This window comes from Brevibacillus centrosporus (assembly GCF_003710815.1).
GTDB classification, from domain to species: Bacteria; Bacillota; Bacilli; order Brevibacillales; family Brevibacillaceae; genus Brevibacillus; species Brevibacillus centrosporus.
This window is the reverse complement of the sequence record NZ_RHHP01000030.1, coordinates 1-22,774: the sequence shown is the minus strand read 5'-3', so window position 1 is coordinate 22,774 and position 22,774 is coordinate 1. Positions and strand designations below refer to the sequence as shown.

General features: G+C 46.5%; 26 protein-coding genes. 9 read left to right on the top strand and 17 right to left on the bottom strand.

Going from position 1 to position 22,774, the window contains the following annotated elements; translation table 11 throughout:
- The first annotated feature begins 233 nt into the window (after positions 1-233).
- Together EDM55_RS21330 and EDM55_RS21325 are read left to right on the top strand one after the other, a co-directional pair.
- The gene (locus tag EDM55_RS21330; RefSeq protein WP_122961344.1) at positions 234-1,295 is read left to right on the top strand and encodes an ArsR/SmtB family transcription factor; all 1,062 of its coding nucleotides are present in this window, start codon (positions 234-236) and stop codon (positions 1,293-1,295) included.
- Positions 1,288-2,550 (top strand): MFS transporter, encoded by a 1,263-nt coding sequence (locus EDM55_RS21325; protein ID WP_092275167.1) that lies wholly within the window; start codon positions 1,288-1,290, stop codon positions 2,548-2,550. The genes EDM55_RS21330 and EDM55_RS21325 overlap by 8 nt, the downstream gene beginning before the upstream one ends.
- Before the next feature lie 277 nt (positions 2,551-2,827).
- Here EDM55_RS21325 and EDM55_RS21320 read toward each other — a convergent pair whose 3' ends face one another.
- The 7 genes from EDM55_RS21320 to EDM55_RS31485 all read right to left on the bottom strand — a co-directional run bounded on the left by EDM55_RS21320 (position 2,828) and on the right by EDM55_RS31485 (position 10,081).
- The gene (locus tag EDM55_RS21320; protein ID WP_092275171.1) at positions 2,828-3,352 is read right to left on the bottom strand and encodes a hypothetical protein; all 525 of its coding nucleotides are present in this window, start codon (positions 3,350-3,352) and stop codon (positions 2,828-2,830) included.
- A 76-nt stretch (positions 3,353-3,428) separates the two neighbouring features.
- A complete protein-coding gene (locus EDM55_RS21315; RefSeq protein WP_092275175.1) occupies positions 3,429-3,791 on the bottom strand; it encodes a hypothetical protein in 363 nt (120 codons plus the stop codon).
- 76 nt (positions 3,792-3,867) lie between these two features.
- On the bottom strand, positions 3,868-4,248 hold the full coding sequence (locus tag EDM55_RS21310) for a hypothetical protein (RefSeq protein WP_122961343.1): 381 nt from the start codon (positions 4,246-4,248) through the stop codon (positions 3,868-3,870).
- Entirely contained in the window at positions 4,199-5,767 is a 1,569-nt protein-coding gene (locus EDM55_RS21305) for a SagB family peptide dehydrogenase (protein WP_122961342.1), read from the bottom strand. The genes EDM55_RS21310 and EDM55_RS21305 overlap by 50 nt, the downstream gene beginning before the upstream one ends.
- A gap of 22 nt (positions 5,768-5,789) precedes the next feature.
- Positions 5,790-7,733, bottom strand: coding sequence for a TOMM precursor leader peptide-binding protein (locus EDM55_RS21300; RefSeq protein WP_122961341.1), 1,944 nt, complete (start codon positions 7,731-7,733; stop codon positions 5,790-5,792).
- Positions 7,733-9,643 carry a putative thiazole-containing bacteriocin maturation protein gene (locus EDM55_RS21295; protein WP_122961340.1) on the bottom strand — a complete coding sequence of 637 codons (1,911 nt, stop codon included), beginning with the start codon at positions 9,641-9,643 and terminating at the stop codon, positions 7,733-7,735. Before EDM55_RS21295 ends, EDM55_RS21300 begins: the two co-directional genes overlap by 1 nt.
- 165 nt (positions 9,644-9,808) lie before the next feature.
- Complete coding sequence (locus EDM55_RS31485; RefSeq protein WP_373863361.1) at positions 9,809-10,081, bottom strand: heterocycloanthracin/sonorensin family bacteriocin; 273 nt, start codon at positions 10,079-10,081, stop codon at positions 9,809-9,811.
- Between the two features lie 188 nt (positions 10,082-10,269).
- Here EDM55_RS31485 and EDM55_RS21285 point away from each other — a divergent pair, with 188 nt between their 5' ends.
- Complete coding sequence (locus EDM55_RS21285) at positions 10,270-10,704, top strand: DUF488 domain-containing protein (protein ID WP_092275193.1); 435 nt, start codon at positions 10,270-10,272, stop codon at positions 10,702-10,704.
- Between the two features lie 81 nt (positions 10,705-10,785).
- Here EDM55_RS21285 and EDM55_RS21280 read toward each other — a convergent pair whose 3' ends face one another.
- From EDM55_RS21280 to EDM55_RS21255, 6 genes are all read right to left on the bottom strand, one after another.
- A complete protein-coding gene (locus tag EDM55_RS21280; protein ID WP_122961339.1) occupies positions 10,786-11,277 on the bottom strand; it encodes an arsinothricin resistance N-acetyltransferase ArsN1 family A in 492 nt (163 codons plus the stop codon).
- 34 nt (positions 11,278-11,311) lie between these two features.
- On the bottom strand, positions 11,312-12,631 hold the full coding sequence (locus EDM55_RS21275; RefSeq protein WP_122961338.1) for an NAD(P)-binding domain-containing protein: 1,320 nt from the start codon (positions 12,629-12,631) through the stop codon (positions 11,312-11,314).
- 69 nt (positions 12,632-12,700) lie between these two features.
- On the bottom strand, positions 12,701-13,159 hold the full coding sequence (locus EDM55_RS21270) for a MarR family winged helix-turn-helix transcriptional regulator (protein ID WP_092275376.1): 459 nt from the start codon (positions 13,157-13,159) through the stop codon (positions 12,701-12,703).
- A 77-nt stretch (positions 13,160-13,236) separates the two neighbouring features.
- Complete coding sequence (gene arsC, locus EDM55_RS21265; protein ID WP_122961337.1) at positions 13,237-13,662, bottom strand: arsenate reductase (thioredoxin); 426 nt, start codon at positions 13,660-13,662, stop codon at positions 13,237-13,239.
- Positions 13,663-13,664: 2 nt separating this feature from the next.
- Positions 13,665-14,723: an ACR3 family arsenite efflux transporter gene (gene arsB / locus EDM55_RS21260; protein ID WP_122961336.1), complete on the bottom strand. Its 1,059-nt coding sequence runs from the start codon at positions 14,721-14,723 to the stop codon at positions 13,665-13,667.
- 16 nt (positions 14,724-14,739) lie between these two features.
- Positions 14,740-15,063 (bottom strand): ArsR/SmtB family transcription factor, encoded by a 324-nt coding sequence (locus EDM55_RS21255; protein WP_122961353.1) that lies wholly within the window; start codon positions 15,061-15,063, stop codon positions 14,740-14,742.
- Positions 15,064-15,540: 477 nt separating this feature from the next.
- On the opposite strand from EDM55_RS21255, the gene EDM55_RS21250 reads away from it, so the two are divergent.
- From EDM55_RS21250 to EDM55_RS21230, 5 genes are all read left to right on the top strand, one after another.
- Entirely contained in the window at positions 15,541-15,708 is a 168-nt protein-coding gene (locus EDM55_RS21250) for an IS3 family transposase (protein WP_258957890.1), read from the top strand.
- A 534-nt stretch (positions 15,709-16,242) separates the two neighbouring features.
- Entirely contained in the window at positions 16,243-16,821 is a 579-nt protein-coding gene (locus tag EDM55_RS21245; protein ID WP_092275210.1) for a sigma-70 family RNA polymerase sigma factor, read from the top strand.
- Positions 16,822-16,823: 2 nt separating this feature from the next.
- On the top strand, positions 16,824-17,735 hold the full coding sequence (locus EDM55_RS21240; protein ID WP_092275213.1) for a hypothetical protein: 912 nt from the start codon (positions 16,824-16,826) through the stop codon (positions 17,733-17,735).
- Between the two features lie 23 nt (positions 17,736-17,758).
- Positions 17,759-18,436, top strand: coding sequence for a hypothetical protein (locus tag EDM55_RS21235; protein ID WP_092275216.1), 678 nt, complete (start codon positions 17,759-17,761; stop codon positions 18,434-18,436).
- Positions 18,437-18,560: 124 nt separating this feature from the next.
- Complete coding sequence (locus EDM55_RS21230) at positions 18,561-18,836, top strand: hypothetical protein (RefSeq protein WP_092275219.1); 276 nt, start codon at positions 18,561-18,563, stop codon at positions 18,834-18,836.
- A 238-nt stretch (positions 18,837-19,074) separates the two neighbouring features.
- Here EDM55_RS21230 and EDM55_RS21225 read toward each other — a convergent pair whose 3' ends face one another.
- The 4 genes from EDM55_RS21225 to EDM55_RS21210 form a co-directional block, all read right to left on the bottom strand.
- The gene (locus EDM55_RS21225; RefSeq protein WP_246071199.1) at positions 19,075-19,473 is read right to left on the bottom strand and encodes an IS3 family transposase; all 399 of its coding nucleotides are present in this window, start codon (positions 19,471-19,473) and stop codon (positions 19,075-19,077) included.
- Positions 19,474-19,511: 38 nt separating this feature from the next.
- Positions 19,512-19,844: a transposase gene (locus EDM55_RS21220; protein ID WP_122961334.1), complete on the bottom strand. Its 333-nt coding sequence runs from the start codon at positions 19,842-19,844 to the stop codon at positions 19,512-19,514.
- Between the two features lie 140 nt (positions 19,845-19,984).
- A complete protein-coding gene (locus EDM55_RS21215) occupies positions 19,985-20,611 on the bottom strand; it encodes a hypothetical protein (protein ID WP_122961333.1) in 627 nt (208 codons plus the stop codon).
- Between the two features lie 122 nt (positions 20,612-20,733).
- Positions 20,734-21,246: a hypothetical protein gene (locus EDM55_RS21210; protein ID WP_122961332.1), complete on the bottom strand. Its 513-nt coding sequence runs from the start codon at positions 21,244-21,246 to the stop codon at positions 20,734-20,736.
- Between the two features lie 802 nt (positions 21,247-22,048).
- On the opposite strand from EDM55_RS21210, the gene EDM55_RS30000 reads away from it, so the two are divergent.
- On the top strand, positions 22,049-22,378 hold the full coding sequence (locus tag EDM55_RS30000) for a hypothetical protein (protein WP_141296411.1): 330 nt from the start codon (positions 22,049-22,051) through the stop codon (positions 22,376-22,378).
- Positions 22,379-22,774: the final 396 nt, after the last annotated feature.

The following is a 22,774-nucleotide window of genomic DNA, read 5'->3' as shown; positions in this document are numbered from 1 at the left end:
CTCTTCGGTAAAACATCTCCTAAAAAGAAAGTGCCTGGGTTTAAGAAGTACGTTCTTTCACATTGAGAAAACACCGCGCTTCATAACACTCTTTGTAATGAGTATTAAATTTAACTGTTTGTTATCGCGACTCTTACATTTTATTTAGTATTTCAGAGAAACGTTCTACAAATATAGAATTTATCATTTTATAATGTTAGAATTTATATCAAAGGTAATCAAGAGGTGTGATTATGAGATTGATCGATATCACTAATGGTCGAAAAACCTATGAAATAGAGTTACAGTTTTCGATGTTGTTTGAATCCGTGTTAGGTCTTGCGGCTGCTACCTATCCTGATATTCATCATACTTTGGAAAAACCACCTACTTACTGGTCCGATCTTAAAGCAAAGTTGTCATCTAAATTGGCAGCCGAAGTATCCTATCTTCAACAAAACAATACATGGAAAACAATACTTAACCTATTGGATAGACATTCTTTTAAAGAGCTATCCGATTTACTCTCTTACATAAAAAACACAGACGAATTGGAATTGCGCTATGAATCGCTACCCTTTTTGGGATACACGTTGCAGGAGACCCGGAGAAAAGCCGCGGAAGGTGCGTCAAATGCTGCTGATCAGCTGAAGCAAGCATGTCATGATCACAAGTTTTTCCCTGACTACATCCACTTTATATGCGAGGTAAATATAGACCAGCTGAAAAATCATCTCATTACTGTCATGAATGGCTGGTACCAGACAATTGTAGCCCCCCATGAAGAAACCATAAGAGGTATCCTGGAGCGAGACTTTCAAGCAAAGCTTACGATGATGCCCAAGATGGAACCGGAGGCTCTGGTCGAATGGGCAACTGGAGGAATACGCTATCTTCCAGAGCCGCAAGTAACGAGAGTACGGCTCATTCCTCAGTACGTGTACCGCCCTTGGAGTATTCAAGCAGAAATGGAACAAACGAAAATACTATACTACCCCGTTTCAGATGAAAGTATCTCCGTAGAACCAGATCCATACCGCCCTCCGCATAATCTGGTGCAACAGTGCAAAGCTTTAGGCGACGAGCATCGTATGCGCATGGTGAAGATGCTTTATCAAAAGGACCATTCCCTTCAGGAACTGACTGACAAACTCGATCTAGCTAAATCTACGGTCCACCATCATTTATCCATGCTCCGTTCTGCACAATTGGTCGGAGTGGAGGAACAACGTTATTATTTGAAACGTACGAACCTGGTGACCCTTTTCCCTCAATGGCAAGGCTATCTTGAGCGAGGAGGAGAAAAGATTGAGTAAGCATGTGCCTCTTTCGGATGCTGCACCCCCTAGCCACCTATTTCAAAATGTGACCTTCCTTGTCGTTTGGATGGGGGAAACTATCTCTACGTTGGGAGGGAGTTTCAGCACTTTGGCCAGCTCCTGGTTGGCCTACCAAATAACAGGTTCGGTTGCTACTATGGGCAATATGCTATTGATTTATTTTCTTCCTTCCCTATTCATGCAACTTGTGATTGGTCCTTATATTGATCGCTGGAACCGTAGAAAAGTGATGGTCTACTCTCAATGGGCAAGGGGTTTAGTTTCGCTTGCACCACTTTTGCTCCTCCTGAATGAACAGCAAGTTATTTGGCCACTTTATCTCGTTTCCCTCGTTAATGGTTTAATCCAACCGCTTTATGTACCCTCCAGTATGGCGTTTCTTCCTACACTTGTGAGTAAAGAACAGATTACCTCAGCAAACGCTTGTTTAGATGGTACATCAAGGTTGATGATGGTGATCGGCCCCCCTGTAGGCGGTTTCGTTGTTTCAGCAATCGGTGGAGAATTCACATTAGTATTGGTTTCTATCGCCTACGGATTTAGTGGCATGCTTTTGTTTACCTGTAAAACGGAGCATGATGTCGCCATTATTTCAACAAAGAAGGATTCATGGTCCGCCCAATTTATTGAGGGGTTCGATTTTTTTCGTCAACGCCCCACGCTTTTATGGTTGGGAATATTTCTTTCCTTCGTCCAGTTTGCTCTTGGGGTAACTTCGGTACTTAATCTTCCGTTTGTTGTAAATGAGTTACATGGAAAATCATTTCAATACGGTTTATTCATCGCCGGTTACCCACTTGGATATTTCTTTGGCTCCTTGATTGCTGGACGGCAAAAAGAACTGAAAAAACGGCGTCTAGTAATGATTGGCTCATTACTCTTTGGAGGGAGTACGTTTGTAGCACTTGCTTTTACCCATAATATCTGGATAGCCGTTACGATCGAGCTTTTGGCCGGAGTTGCCGGTCCGTTTTTCCATGTACATAGCAACAGCTTCTTTCAAAAGATCGTTCCCAATAATCTACTTGGTAGAGTCCTATCTGTCAGACTGTTAATCATTCGCACGGCAATGCCGCTAGGAATATTGCTTGGGAGTCGTTTTAGCGAAATCTGGGGAGTTCGGCCACTCTTTGCGCTAATCGGAGTAATTGTCTGTTTTGTTTCATTCCTTGGGCTTATGCTTCCTTATTTCAGGTTCCTCGATATTAAGAAGAGTATAGAAGCCAGTTAAATTTAACTGGCTTCATTAGCGTTTCACAGCAATAAAAACACGTCATCAAATGAAAAAACTCGAGGATGTACGCTTCTGATAAATTCACTTTTGCACTTGATACCAAATTCATTGAAGAAGAGCATGAATGACAAAGACCCCATTACGGATATTATCCCCTTTGAGTAGACAGTGTAAAAAGCCCGCCTAACGGTGGTTGGTGGTCAAGACGCCTTCATGTCGTTTTTTACTACTATAATCCGTGGTGTTTTTTCGTCTTTCAAATTGGCATTATTTTTTAATATTGACTTCTCCAACTGTCACTCCCGTAGCTTAGTACAATGGCTCCATTTGGAATACTAGCTGCTTTTTTACCTTCAAAATAAATTCCAATCCATTGCTTATCTAAACCAGAAGATGGTTGAAACCGATATGGATCGTCATTCGAAGAATTTAACCCATCAGAATGGATGATGCGCGGTTTATCTGTTTCATTTGTATCAAAGTCCAAATTCAATTCATCACTTGCTTTACCTTCATCCGTAAATTCAATGTGTACGTAACCAACTTCATCTTTTCTAAAAACAGAATAACTAAACGTAACCATATCACCAATTTTATTCGAAGATGAATGAGATTTAACAAAACCTTGTTCATTTAGTTTGCTTTCAAAATCTTCTAGTTCGTTTATGTCATCCCTAGTTTTCTTAATATGTTGCTCAATGGACAAAGGGGTTGAAGGTTCTTCCGTTTCAGTCGTACATCCTTGTGCAAAAAGCATTGAAATTACTAATGCGATCAGTATCCATTTCCATTTGAACAATTCTCGCACCCCCCAAGATGTTTCAATCTAAGTATAAAGGAAAAAACGGGGATCGCCTCCCCGTTTTTTCCTTTATTTAGTAGGTATCTCGACCTGCTTTTCTCCAAGCACTCTCTTCAAGATCAATTTCCGAACCGATAGAAACCACACCTTTAGAAACGCTGAAAGAAATCGGCGGTGCATCAATACCCCAAGTGTGAGCATATTCAAAGGTAATCTCTCCATCGGCACTATCCTTATCATAACCATCCCTCGGTGTGAGGATAACATAAGCATTTCCTAGCTCATTATCATCGTCTGTTGTCATACCCATGCCACCGATAGCTTCCCTTTCAATCTCAATATCCCCATCCGCACCTGTTGCGTCAGCATAAGCTTCCTCAGTATCCCATAGCCGCGAGATCAGTCCGGAGCTCTTTGAAGCGATGACGAGCGGCATTAATGTCTATACGAACTCCCTCTATTTTAACTATGTTACTTTTTTGATGTTTGTGGCGCTGATCAATCTATGGGTGCTAGTTTCCCAAATGCTTTAGGACCTCATCCACCAGCAAGCACGCGCCATATATATCAACCGTCCAAATTCCCTTGTACTCTGGCCATTGCTTCAACGATACGCTGTACAGCCATTCATCGGTTGTCACCACTAATAGGTGGCGGTACTGCTCCTGCTGCACGATGGTTTGAAAAAATGCAATTTCGTGACCTAATTCCCGGACAAAAAACTGGAGAAGCACACGGCGATAATCTTTCCGGCTGAAATGGCGCTGCAGCTTCTTCAGCTGTGTTTCGTCAGGCTCTTCTCCAGAATCAAAATCATCGATGCCTCTTTGTTCCTTTTGTTTATTAAGCGTGCATGCCTCCCTGCAGCCGTGGACGATGGCGATAAGGGCCAACCGGGATTTGAATCAGGCTCGTTTTCCCCTCTGGTCCCAGCCCGTATAGCTCATCACACACATTTACATCATAGCCCAGCAGCGGATGCCCTCCCAGACCGAGCGCTGCTGCTGTCAGAAGCACTCGCTGAACCAGCATACCTGCCTCCATTTGTTGAATACGGTAGCCTCGATAGCCCAATGACGAGATGAGATGATCGTTATTCCCCGCTACGTGTATACAGATTGGCACCTGCATCAGATTGACATTGTCTATCGCCATCGCATACTGCAGCCAGAGCCGATGATCACCCGAACGCACAGCGTACAGGCCGTGACGCTTGGCATCGTAGCAGTAAGCCCCATCCTCGACTGCTTCGATATTGAATAGGCAGCTGTACAAAAGCAGACGCGAGAACGCACCATCCTCTTGCTCATCCAGGTCATTTCGGTACCGCAGAGCAGCGGTCGCCTCTTGCAGCAAGGCAGCTAGCTGTTCTGTCGTGACTTTGCCCAAAATAAAATCCTGCTCCGGCGAATACCGTAGCCTACTCGCCGCAGCGAGGTCGTACACCAACCGCTTTGTCTGAGGGAGCAGCCGTATCGCTCCCTCTTCATCTGTGGCCTCTCCTCCCCTCAAGTAGCGAAATTGCTCCGTAGATTCATACTGCGCCGACTCATTCATGCGTATGAGCAGCGAGTGCTCCTTTACTCTGCTTGACCGGACGAAGTGTTCGTGCTCGATGGCGGGCAGCTCCCTGCACATGTCATCAGCAGTGATCCGTTCGACTTTTGAATTCCCATCCGCCAGCCAAGCCGCTCCCCCCTCCGCAGACAGAGGTATGATTGCGTACACAGCCTCTTCCTGCTCAGACACCCCAAGCAAATGATGGACAGCCCGATCCAGAAACTGAAAGCACACGCCCGCCTCGTAGTCAAAGCGTTTGCCTACCTCCAGCAATTGCCCGATGACGGCCCCTGCATCCAGACCTTGCAAACGGTAGGAAAAGTTCTGGTATTTAAAAAAGTTCTTCCCATACATCGTCGAAACAAAGACAGTAGCGAAGGTCTTGGATAGATTGCAGCGATGGCCTAAAGCACGAGCCACGTACGTGTCGAATTCGCCAGACCGAAGCAGCACGAGTCGATGGTGGGCTGCATCGTAATGGTAGATTCCGCTGGGTGCCCCCGCTACCTTTAGATACACGTAAAGCTCACTCGGATACAAGCCACCGCCCGAGGGAACGAATCTTCGGGCTGACTGCATTGTCCCCCCCTGGGCAAGTGGCGATTGGCTGAGCTGGGTAAGGCCATAGACGTACCAGAGAAAATGTCCAAATTCTCGCAGTTCCGGTCTGGCACGAGGTTGATGCACAGGCTCATCCAGCGTCAGCGGAACATCTGCGGACAGCGTTACGACAGGCAGCCCCCGATACAGCTTATAGGGAAGCGGTGCGTCTTCCCAATCGATTTCATAGTCGCCAGCTTTTGTGCGCTCCAATCCAGCATGCAGTTCGTGCAAGAATACCTCGAGACTCATCCAGCTCCCTCCTCGACAGGGCTTATGGAAACGGATGCGGATGTGGATTCAGCTTTTCATAGGTGAGCGGCTCTGCCGTATACCCCAATTCCATGGGAACGCGCAGCACCCGATCCAGCCCGGATAAACGTGTCAGATGGTGTCCAAATGTCATCGGCAGCATCCCCGGAATCAGTACCTTTACACAATGCAGGCCGTTTCGCAAAATTTCCTGTGTCGTCTGATCGACCACGATCACATCCTGCTTGAGCTGCTGGAACCTTCGGAGCATATCCTTTACATCCTCGGTCAAATCCGCATGCCTCGCTGGCTGCTTGAATTCTTCGGCAAACGTCCGCAGAGGCCGCTCGTCATTCAGCAAAAAGTGCAGGCGCTCTTCCACTTCTGGCAACGCATACAGCATCGAGTGATCGTCCATCTTTCGCACCTTGGCAGGGTCGTGCAGCATTTGCAGGTACGTATCCCGATTCGCTTGGAATTTATCATTTAAGGTAAGCACCATCGCGGCCGCTTCATAGATCGAGCTTTTCACCGCACGAATCGGATCAGGATGGGCACCCCCCGCGCAAATGACATTGAGCCCCTCCTTCCTCGTATTCTTCGCCAGCGTCCAGACACTGGGAATCCCGTTTTCCATCGTGGCATTAAATAAATGAACCTCATAGCCTGCCACCGCCTGCAGACGATCAAGCATGAAACGCAGCTCCTGGTCCGGTGCAGAGTATGGATCCAATCGGGGCAGCCCCAGATTGGCATACCAGGTCATCAGAAAGGAATCCCGCTCCACCACTTCCAGAATGCCGTAGAAAATCGCCTCCTCCAGGCTCCCGCCGAGCGCGCACCCATTGGAGGTCTCAAAAGCAAAACCTTCCCCGAAGCCGAGACTGTAATAGGCCAGCAGCTCCGGCACCAGGATCGGCCGCTCCTGTATAAAGGAATAGCCCCACACCCAGTTCAGAGAATGATCCGGGTCAAAGGGAGTAAACGGATACCCTGGCTGCTCATACTGTTCCTTTGTATGCAGCCCTACTGTTGTCGGATCAAGCGCTTGGCCCCTGAGATTGCGGTAGGTGTCGCGGATGACTGTCCGTTTGCCACGCGGTGCCATGCCGCAGTATCTCTCCAAGCCTTCCAAAATCGCTGTCATTTCGCTTTCTGCGTAGGAGTGTGTTCGTCCAGCGGTCCCTTCGTCTCCTTGAAACAAAGGCAGGTTGACGCTCACGTCTGCAAACGGGGACACGAGGTCGCGAATTTTCCCGTTCAAAAAGCCTGTCCGGTAGTCCAGATAGTCCCTCCTCAGTCCTTTTTTCAGGTCATCCAGAGAGCGGCAGCGATAGCTGCTTGGCCCAAGCTTCGGACTCGGCTGCAAAACGATTCGTGCGGCCTCAGGGGAATCTTCCGGGAGCATCCCGCACACCTTGCATGATGGATCTGGCAGGAAAAAGTGGCGAGAAGTCTTGAGCGTTTTCAGATGGATCAGGTACATATGCCCTTCCGTGTGAGCCTGCTCACCCTGCAGCACTCGCTTCGTCTCCGCTGCGATCAGATACGACATATGCAGAAGACCGCTGCGCGATGCCCAAGCGTCTTTCGCAATACTGCCGCGATCCCGAACACGCTGATGCAGCTCCCACATTTCTTTTCTGTCTCGTCCCCCCATGAGCATTCGCATGTCCGCGCACTGTGAACAACCGGTCATACCTGGGTGCACCAGCGGCCCAATGATTCCTTCTCCAAAAGCGACAAAACCACGCAGCCAGGGAATCCCATAAGACCTCGCTCCCTCCTCTGCCTCCAGGTGAGCGAAAGGCTGCCAGCCATCGTGCAGCTGCAGCGCCAAATCTGCCTCCAGGGGCAAAGGGGACTTCCAATCTGACTGGCGCACGACAACGTAATGAACAGCCAGCTCCTTGCAGACGAGATCTGCCAGCTGGCCCGCTCCGACAACTACCACTACAGCGCTCATCAGACCTCCTCCTCCCGCAGCATGACACCACATACACCGGCCAGCTCTTCTTTCAAAAAGGGCTCCACGGCTGCATCGCACCAAACGAGCCTTTTTCCATGCTGCTGCAGCGTTTGCAGGGCAGACCTGAGAACCTCCTGCTGGTCATCCTCAGCGCACGCCGGAATTTTGTACAGCTCGGGCTCTTGCTCTTCCCAAAAGACGCGAGAGGCAGTCGCAGGCAATTGCCCCCAGTCGTTCTGCACCTGCAGAAGCGCAGCTTGCAAGGCTTTTCGCAGAGCAAACGTAACATTCAAGCCAACACTGCCAAACCATCCCTCCCGTATCCCCACCCATACGACGGGAAATCCGTGCACAAACGCTCCTTGGCCCACCTTAGGCTGATCTCTTAGTGTCGTCAGGGCTTTCATGTAGAACTGACAATGTGCATCCTCGATCTCCCCGAGCTGAATCTGTCTGACCACGGAATTTTCCGTCTCCAGCAGAGCCTCCCATTCTTTTGACAGGCAATGCTGTATCGCTCGTGCCAATGCCTCTTCGACCGTTTCTCCCGCTCCTATACCGATCTTCTCGCCTGGCACCGCTTCCGCAATCCATTGCGAAACGTAGGCTTCGATTCCTGCGAGTCCCGCTTCCTTGCGCGCCTCTTCGTGGGTCATGCCTGAACAAACCTTCTCAGGCAACAGCTCGGCTGGCCCATTGGACAAAGGATTTGCCACCTGCAAAAGACATTGGGACAACGGCAGCTGTATCGATTCCCCCTCTTCCCACAGATGAAAAACGCCCGTCTCTGGCGAAGTCAGCTCACTAAAGTAGGACATCAGCCCTTTTGACGCTGCCGGCTTTTCGTCCTTTTGCTCGAGTAGCACCTCCACCTGCTCTGTCCAGTTCAGCTGCGGTTTACCTGACTTAGCGGGATGGGGCAGAAAAGAGTGCCAGCTGCCTTCCAACGTCTCCAGGTTTAACAGAAAGACTTTCTCCTTCAGCTCCGAATCCACTACCTCGGTAGCAGTCTTAAACCATTCAAATGCGATAACGTTGGCTAGCATGGCACCAGCCGTAACGGAAAAGCAGTGATGATTCAAGTCCTTTTTGATGGCCTCCTGATGCAGCCGCCTCCACGCCGACTGCCAGCTACCATTGGAGCCTGGTGTCACCAGCGGACCTGCAAGAGCTGCCTGCTCCAGACAAATAGCCGGCAAAAAGGCTTTCTTCTCCTCTTGGCAGGCGGCTTGGATCATTTGCAGCTCTTCCAAGCTCCCGGTCTGCGACACGTACAAGATCGCTTCAAAGGGCTTGACTGCCTCCCGCCAAGCTTCTACACCCCGCTGCTCTACCCTGCGCACTTCGATAGCTGCATCCGGGTCCGTTTTCCGTGCAAAAGCCACCAGCTCCTCAAACCGCTGCTCATCGGTTTCCATCGAATCCGTCAGCAAAACATAAAAATGGGACAAGCCCGAATCCAGAAGAGCTGCAGCGAGAGAGGCAAGGATGGGACCAGCACCTACTGCCGCTACCTTCGACTGTCGATAGCACGAGAAGCGGTAGGCACCCGAATCAGCTACATGACTTAGAAATTCAATCTGGGATCCAAACCGTTCGAGGATCTTGTCCGTCAAAGAATGGCTTCGATCCAGGCTGGCATCCTGGACGAACCCGTTTTGAAACAGGCTGTCGGCGATGTCCATGACCCGATCCCGGTACTCATCTGGCAGACCATCCGTGAGCTCTTCCAGCGTGTGTTCGCCATTGAACATCGGCAACAGCTGTTCCACCCACCGGTCAATCATGCTTCCTTCCATGCGAAAGGAGCCTACATTGTTGCGAAAATACACGCTGCCTTCTGGGTCAGGTAGAAAAAACGTATCCCGGTTCACTTTCAGGCGCATAGAAGGGGTCAATTTTTTCATGTCGCTCCTCCTAACCGTAAGCCGTTCCTGTTCTTTTGATCGAACGCTTTCACGTAATCTTATGTACGACGCTTTGTCCGTCATGCCAGATCCGCACATAGGAAAAAGCCTCTGCAGATGTTCTTCCACCTTTTCAGAGGCTTTCTTGAAAATCGTTTGGAAGGATTATCGGAAGCAGTTAAAGAAGCACGGGAAGAAGCAGCTGCAGAAACAACTGCACGAGCAACTGCAGGAACAGCTGCACGAACAGCTATGACAGCGACCACAACCTCCGCAGCCCCCACAGCGCCCGCAGCCTCCTCCACACCTTCCTCGAACCATCATCGCATCTTTGTCGTTTCCTTGATCCCAGGGTTTGACTTCTCCGCCTTTGAATTTATCCACCTTTAATTTTTTAAGCTCATTTTTAAACTCATCCACGTTTTCCACCTCCAGCATGAACGAACGGGTAACCCACCTAAACAAATACCCATCGCGGTTTATACCATAGGTGTATGTCGCATCGCCCACCAAAGGTGACTGCACCAAACGCCTATTTTTGGATAGCAGAAGCTACGACGTGTTTATTGACAGAATTTTTGTATTACAATAGAAAGACAAGCCACAAGCCAGAAAGGGAGAGCTGCATGCTACTGACCACAATCGGATTTTCAAAAAAATCACTTCGTACCTTTGCCACTGCCCTGCAAGAGCATAAAGTAGATCTCGTCATTGACACACGCCTGCAAAATACGTCTCAGCTCGCCGGATTTGCCAAGAAGGAAGACCTGTCCTACATATTGGAGCTGCTCAACATCGATTACATTCATGAGCTTTCCCTAGCACCTACCGAAGAGCTGCTAAAGGCGATCAAGTCCAAAGAGATTCCGTGGGGAGAATTCGAAAAGACCTTTACAGATTTGCTGCAGGAGCGCAAAGTCGAAACGAAAATGGACGAATGGCTGGGCGATCGTGTCCCCTGCTTTTTGTGCAGTGAGGAAAAACCGCATCACTGTCACAGAAAGCTGGTCGTCGAGTACTTGCGCGAGTTTGACCCCCGGATTGAAATTGTTCATTTGTAAAAAGAGAAAAGAAAAAGTGCAGGGAGCTGGTATCGCACCCCCTGCACTTTTTAGCGTGTCGCGGATCGGCTCTCCCGATTCCTAGAGCAGCTTTTCCATCGCCATCACGTCTACAAAATCCCCATCCAGAATGCCCTGGTTTTGAAAGACGCCTACCTCGCGATATCCGCTTTTCCGATAGAGTCCCTGCCCCAAGCCGTTAACCGGAAACGTAAATAACACGATCTTGTAAAATCGCTCGGAGCGAGCGGCCTTCTCCAGCTTTTCCAGCAAGGCACTGCCGACTCCTTTTCCCCGGTAGGAGCGTTCGATGTAAATGGACAGGTCTGCGACGCCATCATAGGCGCTGCGTGCTGAGTAACGGTTGAGAGACGCCCATCCGACCACTTCCTGTTGTACGCAGGCTACCAGCACCTGGTATCGCCCTTGATGGTCGCCAAACCATGCCTGGATGTAGGCGTCGTCCTTTTCCTCGACCTCGAGTGTAGCAATCCGATCTGAGATTCCCTGGTTGTAAATCGTTAGGATCCTTGCTAGATCTGCTTCTCTTGCTAGACGTATCGTTACGTCCATTTCGGCCACTCCTTCATCCAGCAATTTTTTCGTGCTATCCGCAGCAACGAGACGTCTTTATCGGTGCAGGAGCACAGCAAGAGGTACCTGCAGCAGGATCAACCAGTGGTCCTCCTGCACTGCAAACTCCCGTCTCCGGCAAGGAAAGCTCGACTCTTTTTGCTGCTTCCCAATCACCTGTCAAAGCCGCCACTACAGATCTTACTTGCTCATAGCCGGTTGCCAGCAGAAACGTTGGCGCACGTCCGTAGCTCTTCATACCCACGATGTAAAAATCTTTTTCCGGCTGGCGAAGCTCTCTTTCTCCATGCGGTCTCACTGTTCCGCAGCTATGAATGTTCGGATCGATCAGCTCTGCCAAGGCTGGCACACACTCGATAGCCGCGTCCAGCTGAAATCTGACCTCCCGTAAAAACTGGGTATCAGGTCTTGAACCGGTATTGGTGATGATTTCGTCGATGCCATCCAGCCGCATGGGAGCGCCGTTCCACATCCCCGTTACGACGAGAGTATCGTTCTTTGTTGAAACTTCTTGGATGTAGGCAGGGGTATGTACGTTCACTCGCCCGCTCTCCACCAGGCTTTGAATCGCTGTTCCCAAAGCGCCGCGTGCCTGCAGCTGGTCTGCCTCCCCTCCTCCGTACGCCTCGCGAATGTCTTTCTTCCGCAACAGCCACATGATCTGAGTCGTTTGCACTTCTTCCTTCAATCGATTCAAGTCAAGAAGCGTATTGATCGCCGAATGACCGCTTCCTACGACGAGAACCCTTTTTCCGGCATAGCGTCCGCGCTGTTTGCCATAGACATCGGGAATACCGTAAGTGATCCGATCAGCTGCTTCTGCCTCGCCTACAGCAAAAGCGCCACCCGCTCCAAGCGGATTGGGCTGCTTCCATGTACCGGAAGCGTCGATTACTGCTCTAGCTTCGATCTGCCGAATCTGACCATCCTGTTTATAGCGTACGACGAACGGTGCCTGCTCCCTGCCTTTTGATTTCATCTTATCCAAATCTTTTTTCCCGACTGCGATCACCTGACTATTTACGTGAATGAAAGGAGCAATCTCTGGAAGGACGGCAAGTGGTTGCAGATACTTTTCGATGAGCTCCCGACCAGTCGGGATGTCACTTCCATGTGGAGCCTCCCATTTATGCGTGGAAAGCAGTCGTACGGCCGATGCATCCATATTGTATTCCCAAGGCGAGAACATCCGAACATGTCCCCACTCCAACACGCTCGCGCCGATCTCGCTTCCTGCCTCGAAAAGAACAAAAGACTCTCCTCGCTCCAAAAGCTGGGCGGCTGCAGCAAAACCGACTGGACCTCCACCGATAATCGCAACAGGTAGTTTCATTTTCTATCAGTCTCCTTTTTAAATAATTGATGTTTGCAACTATATACTACAAGGAAACTCCTCTATCCGTTACAGAGGAGGAGTACAACAATCCGCGCTCTTCTTCATCGCTTCGTTCATAAGAAGAAGGCTCTCCAATACTTGCTCATGCTTTTCCGCCGGTATTTGCTCAAATACATTGGCAAAATAGCTTTCCATATAGGCTGCGATCTGGGCGTGCTGCTCTTCTCCCTGCGCCGTTAACGAAAGCACCACGTATCTTCTGTCTTTTGGATCTGGCAATCGGTTTACCATACCCGTTTCCACGAGATGATGAACCTGGCGGCTGAGTGTACTGGTATCCATGGATAAAAGATCTGCGAGTTCATTCAGGGCGATGTTCGGTCTTTTTTGCAGCTCATACAGGATATGACTATGGACGACCGAGATCCCGCAGCATTGGGCGCCATCCTTTTGCAAAAGGCCGAAGCGTCGCACCAGAACCTGAAAGGTTTCTCGTATATTTACAAATGTAGCTACTGGTTTCATCTTCATCACCTGAAACCATCTTACAGCACAGTAATTGATAAACGCAACTATTATCCAAAGAAAATACCGCCCATCTTCTATCTGCCCTCTTTTACAAAGGCTTCGATGCGCACTTGGATGGTATCACGGACGCGGCGGAAGCTTGCCATGATCTCTTCTTCGGTTCCTGTTGCTTTAGCCGGATCCTCAAAACCCCAGTGCCATTTCACCACATGGGGATTCAAAATTACAGGGCAATGCTCATCCGCGTGGCCGCAAAGCGTAATCACGTAATCCGCGCTCTGGAGAATCCCGGCATCTATGACATCAGAAGAGCGGCCGCTGATATCTACGCCCGCTTCCTTCATCACCTGAACTGCACGGGGGTTCAGTCCGTGCGCCTCCAGACCTGCACTCTTGACTTCGTATTGCTCACTGCCCATTGCTCGCAAAAAGCCTTCTGCCATTTGGCTTCTGCAGGAGTTCCCTGTACAAAGGAAATACACGAGAGGTTTGTTGTCCATGTCTATGCTCCTTTTGTATTGCTAAAGTATTTCTTTTGCAGCCACAGCGCCACATTCACGAGGGCGATCATGACGGGTACCTCAACTAACGGCCCAATCACCGCAGCAAAGGCAGCTCCCGAATGAATACCGAAGACGCCAACCGCAACGGCTATTGCAAGCTCAAAGTTATTGCTCGCAGCTGTAAATGCCAGCGTAGAGCTCACAGGATAGCTGGCTCCTGCCTTTTTGCCCATGAAAAATGAGATGGCAAACATCACCACAAAGTAGATGAGCAAAGGAATCGCGATGCGAACGACATCCAGAGGCAGCGCCACGATGACTTCGCCTTTCAAGGAAAACATCACGATAATCGTAAACAGCAGCGCGATCAACGTAACGGGACTGATTTTCGGGATGAATACTTTTTCGTACCACTCTCGCCCTTTTGCCTTCACGAGTGAATAACGGGTCAGCATTCCGGCTAGAAAAGGAATCCCCAGGTAGATCAGAACGCTTTTCGCCACCTCCGAGATGGTTATATCCACGACCATCCCCTGCAAGCCAAACCAGCCGGGCAGTACCGTAATGAAAAAATAAGTGTAGATCGAGTAAAACAGCACTTGGAAAATCGAGTTAAATGCAACCAGACCTGCCGCATATTCCGTATCGCCCTTGCACAGATCGTTCCAGACGATTACCATCGCGATACAGCGGGCTAAGCCGATCATGATCAGGCCCACCATGTACTCCGGGTAGCCTTGGAGGAAAACGATCGCCAAGACAAACATCAGGACAGGACCGATCACCCAGTTCTGAATCAGGGAGAGCCCCAGGATCTTCCCATCCCGAAACACCCGCCCCAGCTCTTCATAGCGTACCTTTGCCAAAGGTGGATACATCATGAGGATTAGTCCAATGGCAATAGGGATGGATGTCGTCCCCACCTGAAAAGACTGCAAGGAATACACCAAGCCTGGAAACAGAAAGCTGCTTCCGATCCCGACCACCATCGCTACGAATATCCATAGCGTCAAATAGCGGTCCAGAAACGATAACCTTTTTCCTACCTGTTTGCCCATGACTCACTCCCCCCTCCTATTCGCATGTGACGAGCAGCCCCTGCTTTTCTAACTCGTCGAATTCAGAGGAGAAGTCTGGCAATCGCTGCAGCGAATAGCCGATGTCCTCAAACTGCTGCCGGTTCAGGGAGTAGAACACCCATTGCCCTCTCCGTTTTTCCGTAACGAGGTCCACATTTTTCAGGCGGCTCATATGCTTGGAAATAGACGGCTGCGAAATCCCGAAGATCGGTACCAGCTCGCATACGCAGCAGTCGCGCATGTTCAGCAAAGCCACGATTTTCAAGCGGGTGGGGTCCCCTAGCGCCTTTAGGACATCTGCCAGTTTGGAAAATTCCATCGTCATCGTCATCGTCATCGTCATCCTCCTCTCTGTCATACATTCCAATATAGCCATATGGTTATTTCAATATTTATTCTCTATTCTTCAAATACTCATATCCCTTCGTCGTCATCTGGCAGCCAGCGCGCCCAATTTGTACATGGACCATCCCTCTTTCCCGCAAACGGTCGACCAGCTTGCGGATGCTGCTCTCCGCTAGAATCACCCCGTCCGGATGTTCATTTAACCAGCCGAGAATTCTATCCCGATAGGATTCAACTTTTTGCTTCTGTGATTAAGGGATTTGACCCAATCGGATGCCTCCTCAAAAGTCATATCTAGATATTTATAAACTGTGTTCCTTGACAGATCCAATTTCTTTGCGAAGATACAACAGTAATTTTTCCACCTTTCCAATCCTCCAGCTAAGCCAAGTTGAAAAAGTAATGATAGCTTAACTAGGTTAATAATAGAAGAAAAAGTGTTCCATTCTATTTGGCGGAAACTGTTGAATTTAGTTTAGCAGTTACACTTGAAAGCATTGAGCATTTTAAACAAGAGTTGGCAAAATACATCGACTACTATAACAACAAACGAATCAAGGCAAAATTAAAAGGCTTGAGTCCAGTGCAATACCGAACTCAAACCTTACTTGCTGCTTAACTAAAATTACTGTCTAACTTTTTGGGGTCACTTCACATCAGGTGGTTTTGATTTTATGTATTGGTGGAGGCGGGGTGTGGTTGTTAAAATTCACAATCCAAAGAAAAATACTTCTTCCGTATTCCAAAACAGTTGCATGATTTGTAACAGTTACCAAAGTAAATAATAAGCTCTTTTATAGTTACTCTATAGAGGAGGCGAACTGCAAATTTCCACACATGTGTATAAAAACTATCGTCGGTTAACTTGGTACTTCCGACCGAACTGATTCATTTGCTAAAAATGAATTGAACGAAATGAAAACAAATGACCAATATAGGGTGGTTCCATCAAAAAAATAAATTATTTGGAGGGGTTAGTTTGAAAATGGAAAAAGAAATCGCAACGCTTATGGCTGTAACATTAGCTTCCGTTCCCCGCGAAGGCAGCTGAGCAGAAAATGAGAACTAGTAAATTACCAGCAGATGTTAATTGCAAATGCGAGAATCCGCTGAAAGTGTGTTAGAAAGAATCCAAAATGAATAGGGTGATTTTGTGGATGTTTCCATCCAAGAGAGGATCAATATACTAATCGATCAGTGTATCGAAGGAGATATGAATGCCTTTGGCGAGATTTATGATCTGACGATAAACGACGTTAAGAAAGCCGTCTATTTTCTACTTGAAAACAAACAAGATGTCGAGGATATGATCCACGAAATTTATCTAGAGGTGTACAAGTCGTTGAAAAACTACAATCGATCGCGAACATTTTCATCCTGGTTGACCGGTGTAGCAATACGACAGATTCATAATTATAGGCGAAGAAACTGGAAACTCTCAAGATTATTTCAAAAAGTAAATACTTTCTCACTAGCAATGAGTGAACCAGATATTGCAAATATGGTGGTCGAACAGATGGATCTTCAGAAAGTAATGGAACAGATACAGAAGCTTCCTTTTAATTTTCGAAGTGTACTGCTATTGAAGTATATTTACGATTACTCTCAGGACGAGATAGCGGAAATTCTTCAACTCCCCATTGGAACAGTTAAGTCACGTTTGCACCATGCATTGAAAAAAGCGCGAACGATCATTAATCGACAAATATTTTCTTTAGAACAGGAGCGTTGAACATGGAACACAAAGTAAAGCTTGCTATGGATGCGTTCCAGAAAGAGAGTGAGGAATTCCAGCTATCCCCCTTACTGCGTGAGAGAATTCTCACGTCTGCCAAACAAGTAAGATCGTCTCAGACCAATCCTCCCAAACGAATAAAGGCTAGATTGACACTTGTCGCCACACTTCTCATTTTATTTTCTACCGGATTTGCTTCGATTCAGTTGTATCAGATTAGAAATTCAGAAGGAGAAACTATCCATGAGTACCAAGCGGCCCCTCCTCTTTCAACAGAAAGGTTGGCCGAATTGCAGCAAATGCAAGGAGAATGGGATAAGATCCAGAACATGTTGGAACCAGGCACAGCTGCAGCAGTTTACCAGGTGAAGCAGGATGGACAAGGCGACTTTTTCTATTCGGAAAATCCGCTGATGATCACCGAAATAAACTCTTTGCAGTCACGTACAAAAGGGTTGCTACATTTTCCTGAACGTATTGCTGAAACCTATTCATTTGCAGATGCTTCCCTTCGCTATGAATATGAGAAGGACGAATCTTTACGTGAAGTTCTCGAAAGAAAAGCGAGAGAATCAAAGCAGGAGTTAGTGATACAACCCCTCAAATTATTGCCTTCAATCTCCCATATTTCAGCGAAATATACGGATAAAACGGGTAATATAGTTCGCATAAATCTGTTAAAGAAGTTCTGGACAGGGAATAGCAAATTAACTGTACCTGGAGTTCATCATGTTGTGGAAGGGGTAAGTATAAAGGGATTAGAAGGTCTGTATATTGAAAGAGTAGACCCTTTTGGTATGCCACGAAAAGAACTTGAATGGATGGACGGAGATTGGTTACTCTCAATCAATAGTACGGATGAATCGATAACCAAAGATCAATTAATGGACATTGCCAGCGAAATTCGTTAGAGAAGTAGAGGGGAGCTAATTAAGTGAGACACTTGATATTAACGATAGGTATTGCTTTTCTTCTAACATTTACCTTCACCGTATTTACTCCTGTTATCACAATTGCAGCTGACCCCAATAAACTGGTGTGGCATAACCTAGAGATTACGATTAAGAACAAGATGCAAACAGATAAACCAGAGGAAAGACCAGTTTCATTGGAAACATATCAGCAGCATAGCAAAAGTGGAAAAGTGATAACAACACAGGAAACTCAAAAGGTCTTTGGTTCACCGCTATATCGTCCGTCAACGTTCAGACTCCCACTCGTCTCATCAAACGGATTATACCAACAGTTTTTTACAATCCAGAATGGAAAGATAGGGCCATCCAAACCAGTTTTAAGCCACTGGGATATTTTTCATAAAGCTAATGAGTGGGTAGTGGTGAGACAAGACGTAGATCAATATACTACCGATCTGTTGAATAGAAAAGAAACTCATCGAGATGAATACCCAGGGTATATGAAGGTTATGCAGATACCTGGCAGCGACAACTTCACACTGATTACACCATTGGGAAATGGTATCATGAACCTATCCATGCAAATTCTAAATCCACAAGGGAAAGTAATCCGTTTGCAGGTTATCGGAAATCTTACTGAAAAAGACATGATTTTACTAGCCGCAGCTTACAAACCAGTATCATCGCAACCTAAGTAACTATAATTACCGCCTGAACTGTGTAGAAGCACATTCTACACAGTTTTTCTCATATGCTCAATTATCGATTCTAACAGAAGGTAATGTACTACATCTTCTAAATATCGAACGAATCACAAACATCGTGCAAGCGGTGGCCCAAGGCTTCACCCAATCGACTTTCCCAGAGAAAATGACTGAACTGGAGGAACAAAAGAGCAGTCTGGAGTTCAACATTAGGGAACTTGAGCTGCAAATCAAAAAAACAGTTATCACAGAGGACACCCTGCGACAACTGTTCGCTACGTTCAAAGAGTATGTAACTCAGAAAAACATTCCCGAAATCAAAAAGTTTATCGGCAGTTACGTTGAAAAGGTAATTGTCTACAAAGAACACGTAGACGTTATCTTTGTGGTTTAAACCATAAGTTTGCCATAATTTAAACCGGTTTAACCCCTCAAAATTAGAGTCTTTCTCCCTTATTCTCGCATTTTCATATGATTCTTCCTTCTTCCCTACTTCAACCACCTTGGAGTCGGAGTCTAGAAAGGAAACCGTCTAGCGTCAAGGAGATCACTTGACCCCAGACGGTTTCCTTTCTGCTTGTCAGCTAGGTTGAAGTAGGGATCGTTCTGCAATCCTTTGCCACACTACACTTTCACAACAATCCATATTTTACGTCCATCTCCCACAATTGATTCGGAGCGGTGATCTTTCGGTTATTGGCAAGCCTCCGGGGATGATGACTATTCTTTTTTCGTTGTGGTTGTAAAAGTCCTTCTTCTTTCAGCAGGCGGTACACTTTTTTCTTGTTGATGATCAACTGGTGATCTCGCCGCAGGCAGACCGTAAGCTTTCGATAGCCATAAGCAGATTCTTCATCCGCAATCAGTTCCGATATCCATTCTTTAATTTGCTCGTCACTGACAGGTTGTCCGTCCGTTGACAATGAATAACCAGGGATCGGCCGCCCTCCATGGTAAACCCGTGGCTTTTGAGAGGCCTTATTTTTCCGATAGTAGTAGGTTGCTTCAAGGATGCCGACAATACGTAGCACCAATTTGGCTGTATACCCCAGCTGTATCCACTTGTCGGCTATTTCCACTTTGTCCGATAAGCTGGGTTCACCTTTTTTACAAGATCACGGAGGATCGCGATTTCCAAATCCTTTTCTCCAAGTAGCTTCTTCAGTTGATCATTCTCGGTTTCCAGTTCACGAAATTCTCCCGGGCTCGGAGTATAACTCGTTACCGCTTTGGCTTCGGCAGGAGTGTTTTTCCAATCCGCATGTTTCGAATCACGTATCCAACGATACAACATTTTTACGTCTATCTCATGCCGTCTGGCTACCTGGCTCGCGTTTCCTGCTTCTTGTGCCTCTTGGATCAGTTGTTGTTTGAACTCGATTGGATAGCGTTTTCGTTGCATAAAAAATCCCCCTCTGTTCTTCTGATACCAGCTTAACAAGATAAGGGGGGTAGACTCAAATCCAATTTTGGGGCTTAAGAGAAAATTACGTTTAAGCTACTGTGAATGCCCTCCTCTTGTGGAGGGCATTCTTCCATTTTTCATTCATTAATTGGGGTAGAAGGATTATTCACATCCCAAGCTACAGAAACCACTCGGTTAGAAGAATCCAATCCTTCTACAGACACTACTTTTGAAAAATCGCGATGAATTACGTCAAAAAAATATCCGTTCTTGGCAGGTAGTAAATGAGATTGTCCATCTTTAAAGTTTACCTTGATTATTTTTATATTTGGATGATTAACGATCCCTGCAATTGGAATCGGGTTTTTCTCAAGATGATTAAATAGCACCTGAACAGGGCTTTCGGGATTATCATACATGGATGAACGTGTAGAATATGTCCATTCTCCATCGGATCCGTCTTCATAAACTTGAATCCCAAAACGCGGCTTATCATTCAGTTTATAACTAAATAATACGTATTCACGTTTATTATCATTGATCTTATTATGTATTACGACATCGCTGACATTTCCTGAGAGTCGCTGTAATCCCTTTTTAGGGATATGACTTTGTGTTAGTTCTGACGTCATTTTATGGAGGAGAGACTGATTGACAGTTTGTAGTTGAGTAAATATACGAGAAGGAAATTCCTGAGCAGCGTAAACAGAGGGTCCGTTAGTCAATAAAAGTACGGCAGTAAACAATATACCTAAAAGCTTCATTTCTAATCCTTCCTTTCTGTGAAGTTCTTGTTAGCATTCCTTAATTATGAAAAACATATGTAAGAATGGTTTCATGAAGGAAGGTCATTAAAAAAGCCCATTCCATAGAATGGGCTAAAAAATTAGTCGCTTACCTCGGTACCCGATGGAGCATAAATGTAGTAATTTCCTTGTGTATCGTAGCTATTTAGAGTTTCCCATACTAGGTTATAGTCGCCTAGTTTTACATTCGTGAATGTAATCGTATATGGATTCTTGTCACCTTTCACATCCGTTGTTGCAAGAACTGTCCCACTGGAATTTTCTAGTGTCCATCGAGTCGAAGCCTGTTGACCACTATGAATTCCTTGTTGAACCAGCCGAACGGAAATTGTCCCGGCTTCCCCCATTGAAATGTGATGATTGTAATATCCAGGCCATCCTCCACCTTGACGTAAAATAAATGGTCCTGCTGTCACACCAGCCGCAGCAGCCAATTGAGAAATGGTAGTAGGGTCTGAGGAAACTTTTACCCCCACCCCTTGTTGGTTTTGTTGATCAGAATGATTCGAATTTGATTCAGCAAAAGCTGGAGTAAAGATACTCATGGTGGCCAACATAGTTGCGAACGCACATACAGCAAATTGTTTTTTCACAACATACCCTCCATTTTGAATATCTGGTAATATTTACAAATACCATTCTACCATTTACACCATCCTTGTAAATAGATTGATATGAATTTAATTACAATTCCGCCAATTCTCTTCAATGATCAATCCATCTCTCATTGGTGTAAAAGGGTACCTTTTATTCACCGCACCCAGTGATGCCTTGAAGAGGAGCCTTACAGTTTTTGTATCCACCTAGTCTCATCTGTAGACGGCAAGGTTTTGTTTTCCGTGCCAATGGGTATAGCCCATTTTCGAACAATCAATAACTTGCAACGTATCTATATAAATATATTTATTTGATAAGGAAAGTCCTCGTAATCAAAACGATAAACATGTTCTTTTGATAACAATTCCTCTTGAAAAGGCACCAACACGACAAAAGCAAACCGTGTGTGTTTCATCATTTGTCCCATGACTTTATGTGAATCGGAGAAATGTTCAAGAATGTTGGAAGTATATACAACGTCATACATTACGCATGTCCCGCAGCTAGGTATCAAGCTAAATTATTCAAAGGGCGAATGAGCTCTTTCATAAGGGTCCCTACTTAAGATATTTACTTTTCGCTGTGATCCACTTCTCTTCTGAAATTCTATACACATTCGCTTTAATTTCCTATCACCCTTCCTGTCCTCCCATCTTTTCTCCTTCCGAAATTAATTCATGAATAAATGGTTTGACTATGTAAAATCAATTGAATTGAAAAAGTCATATTTAAAAAGTTTTCCTTAGTAAAGTCTAACCTTTTTTAAATAGATAATACTGTTAACAGAGGTGAGTACATATGGAACAAGAAGCGTTAGAATCAAATCTTCCCGAACTCGGTTACGCAGAAGGTTTTACCTATCTTTTTGAACCATTAAGCCATTTAACAAGCTCCCGTCATTTGTTCGGACATAAACTGTCCATTTTAATTCGCCTTTCGCGCGAGACACATCATAGCCACTTCACAAGGTCTGAAATGGGCAGTTTATTTCCACAGTATACAACAAAGGATCTGGATAGCTTACTCAATAGTCTAATGGAAGGCTCTTGGCTCATTCGCGCAGAAGGCACCCTTACTTACTTGCTGTCAAAAAGTGGCCTGCTTTTTATTAGATTCCTCCCACTATAAATTAATGTTTTCTCGCGTCTGCTCACTCATTCTTAGATTTTCAACCATCAACATTCCATAGAAGTGGGCGAAGCATGTAATTATGGAATATTTTTCCGGATGAGCCGGTGGCGGGAAAAAAGATTCGAATCTTTTTTCCAATCTGTTGGTAAATCGTATGACCGCACATTTGGATATCCACTCCATTCCCCTGATGGCTTACCCTCCCATGTCACGCTGGGTCTTCGCCCTTACATTCCTTCGTTCTGCCTCTCAAGGTGTGGACGCCGCTTCTTGCTCCTTTACTGGGTCGTTGCCCTTACGGAATAGATCCTGCGGCTGCTCCGTGCTTCTGTTGTTGGTTTATTCCCAAACTCTAGTGAGGAACGGAAAAATAGCTACCATCTGTATTTGGGA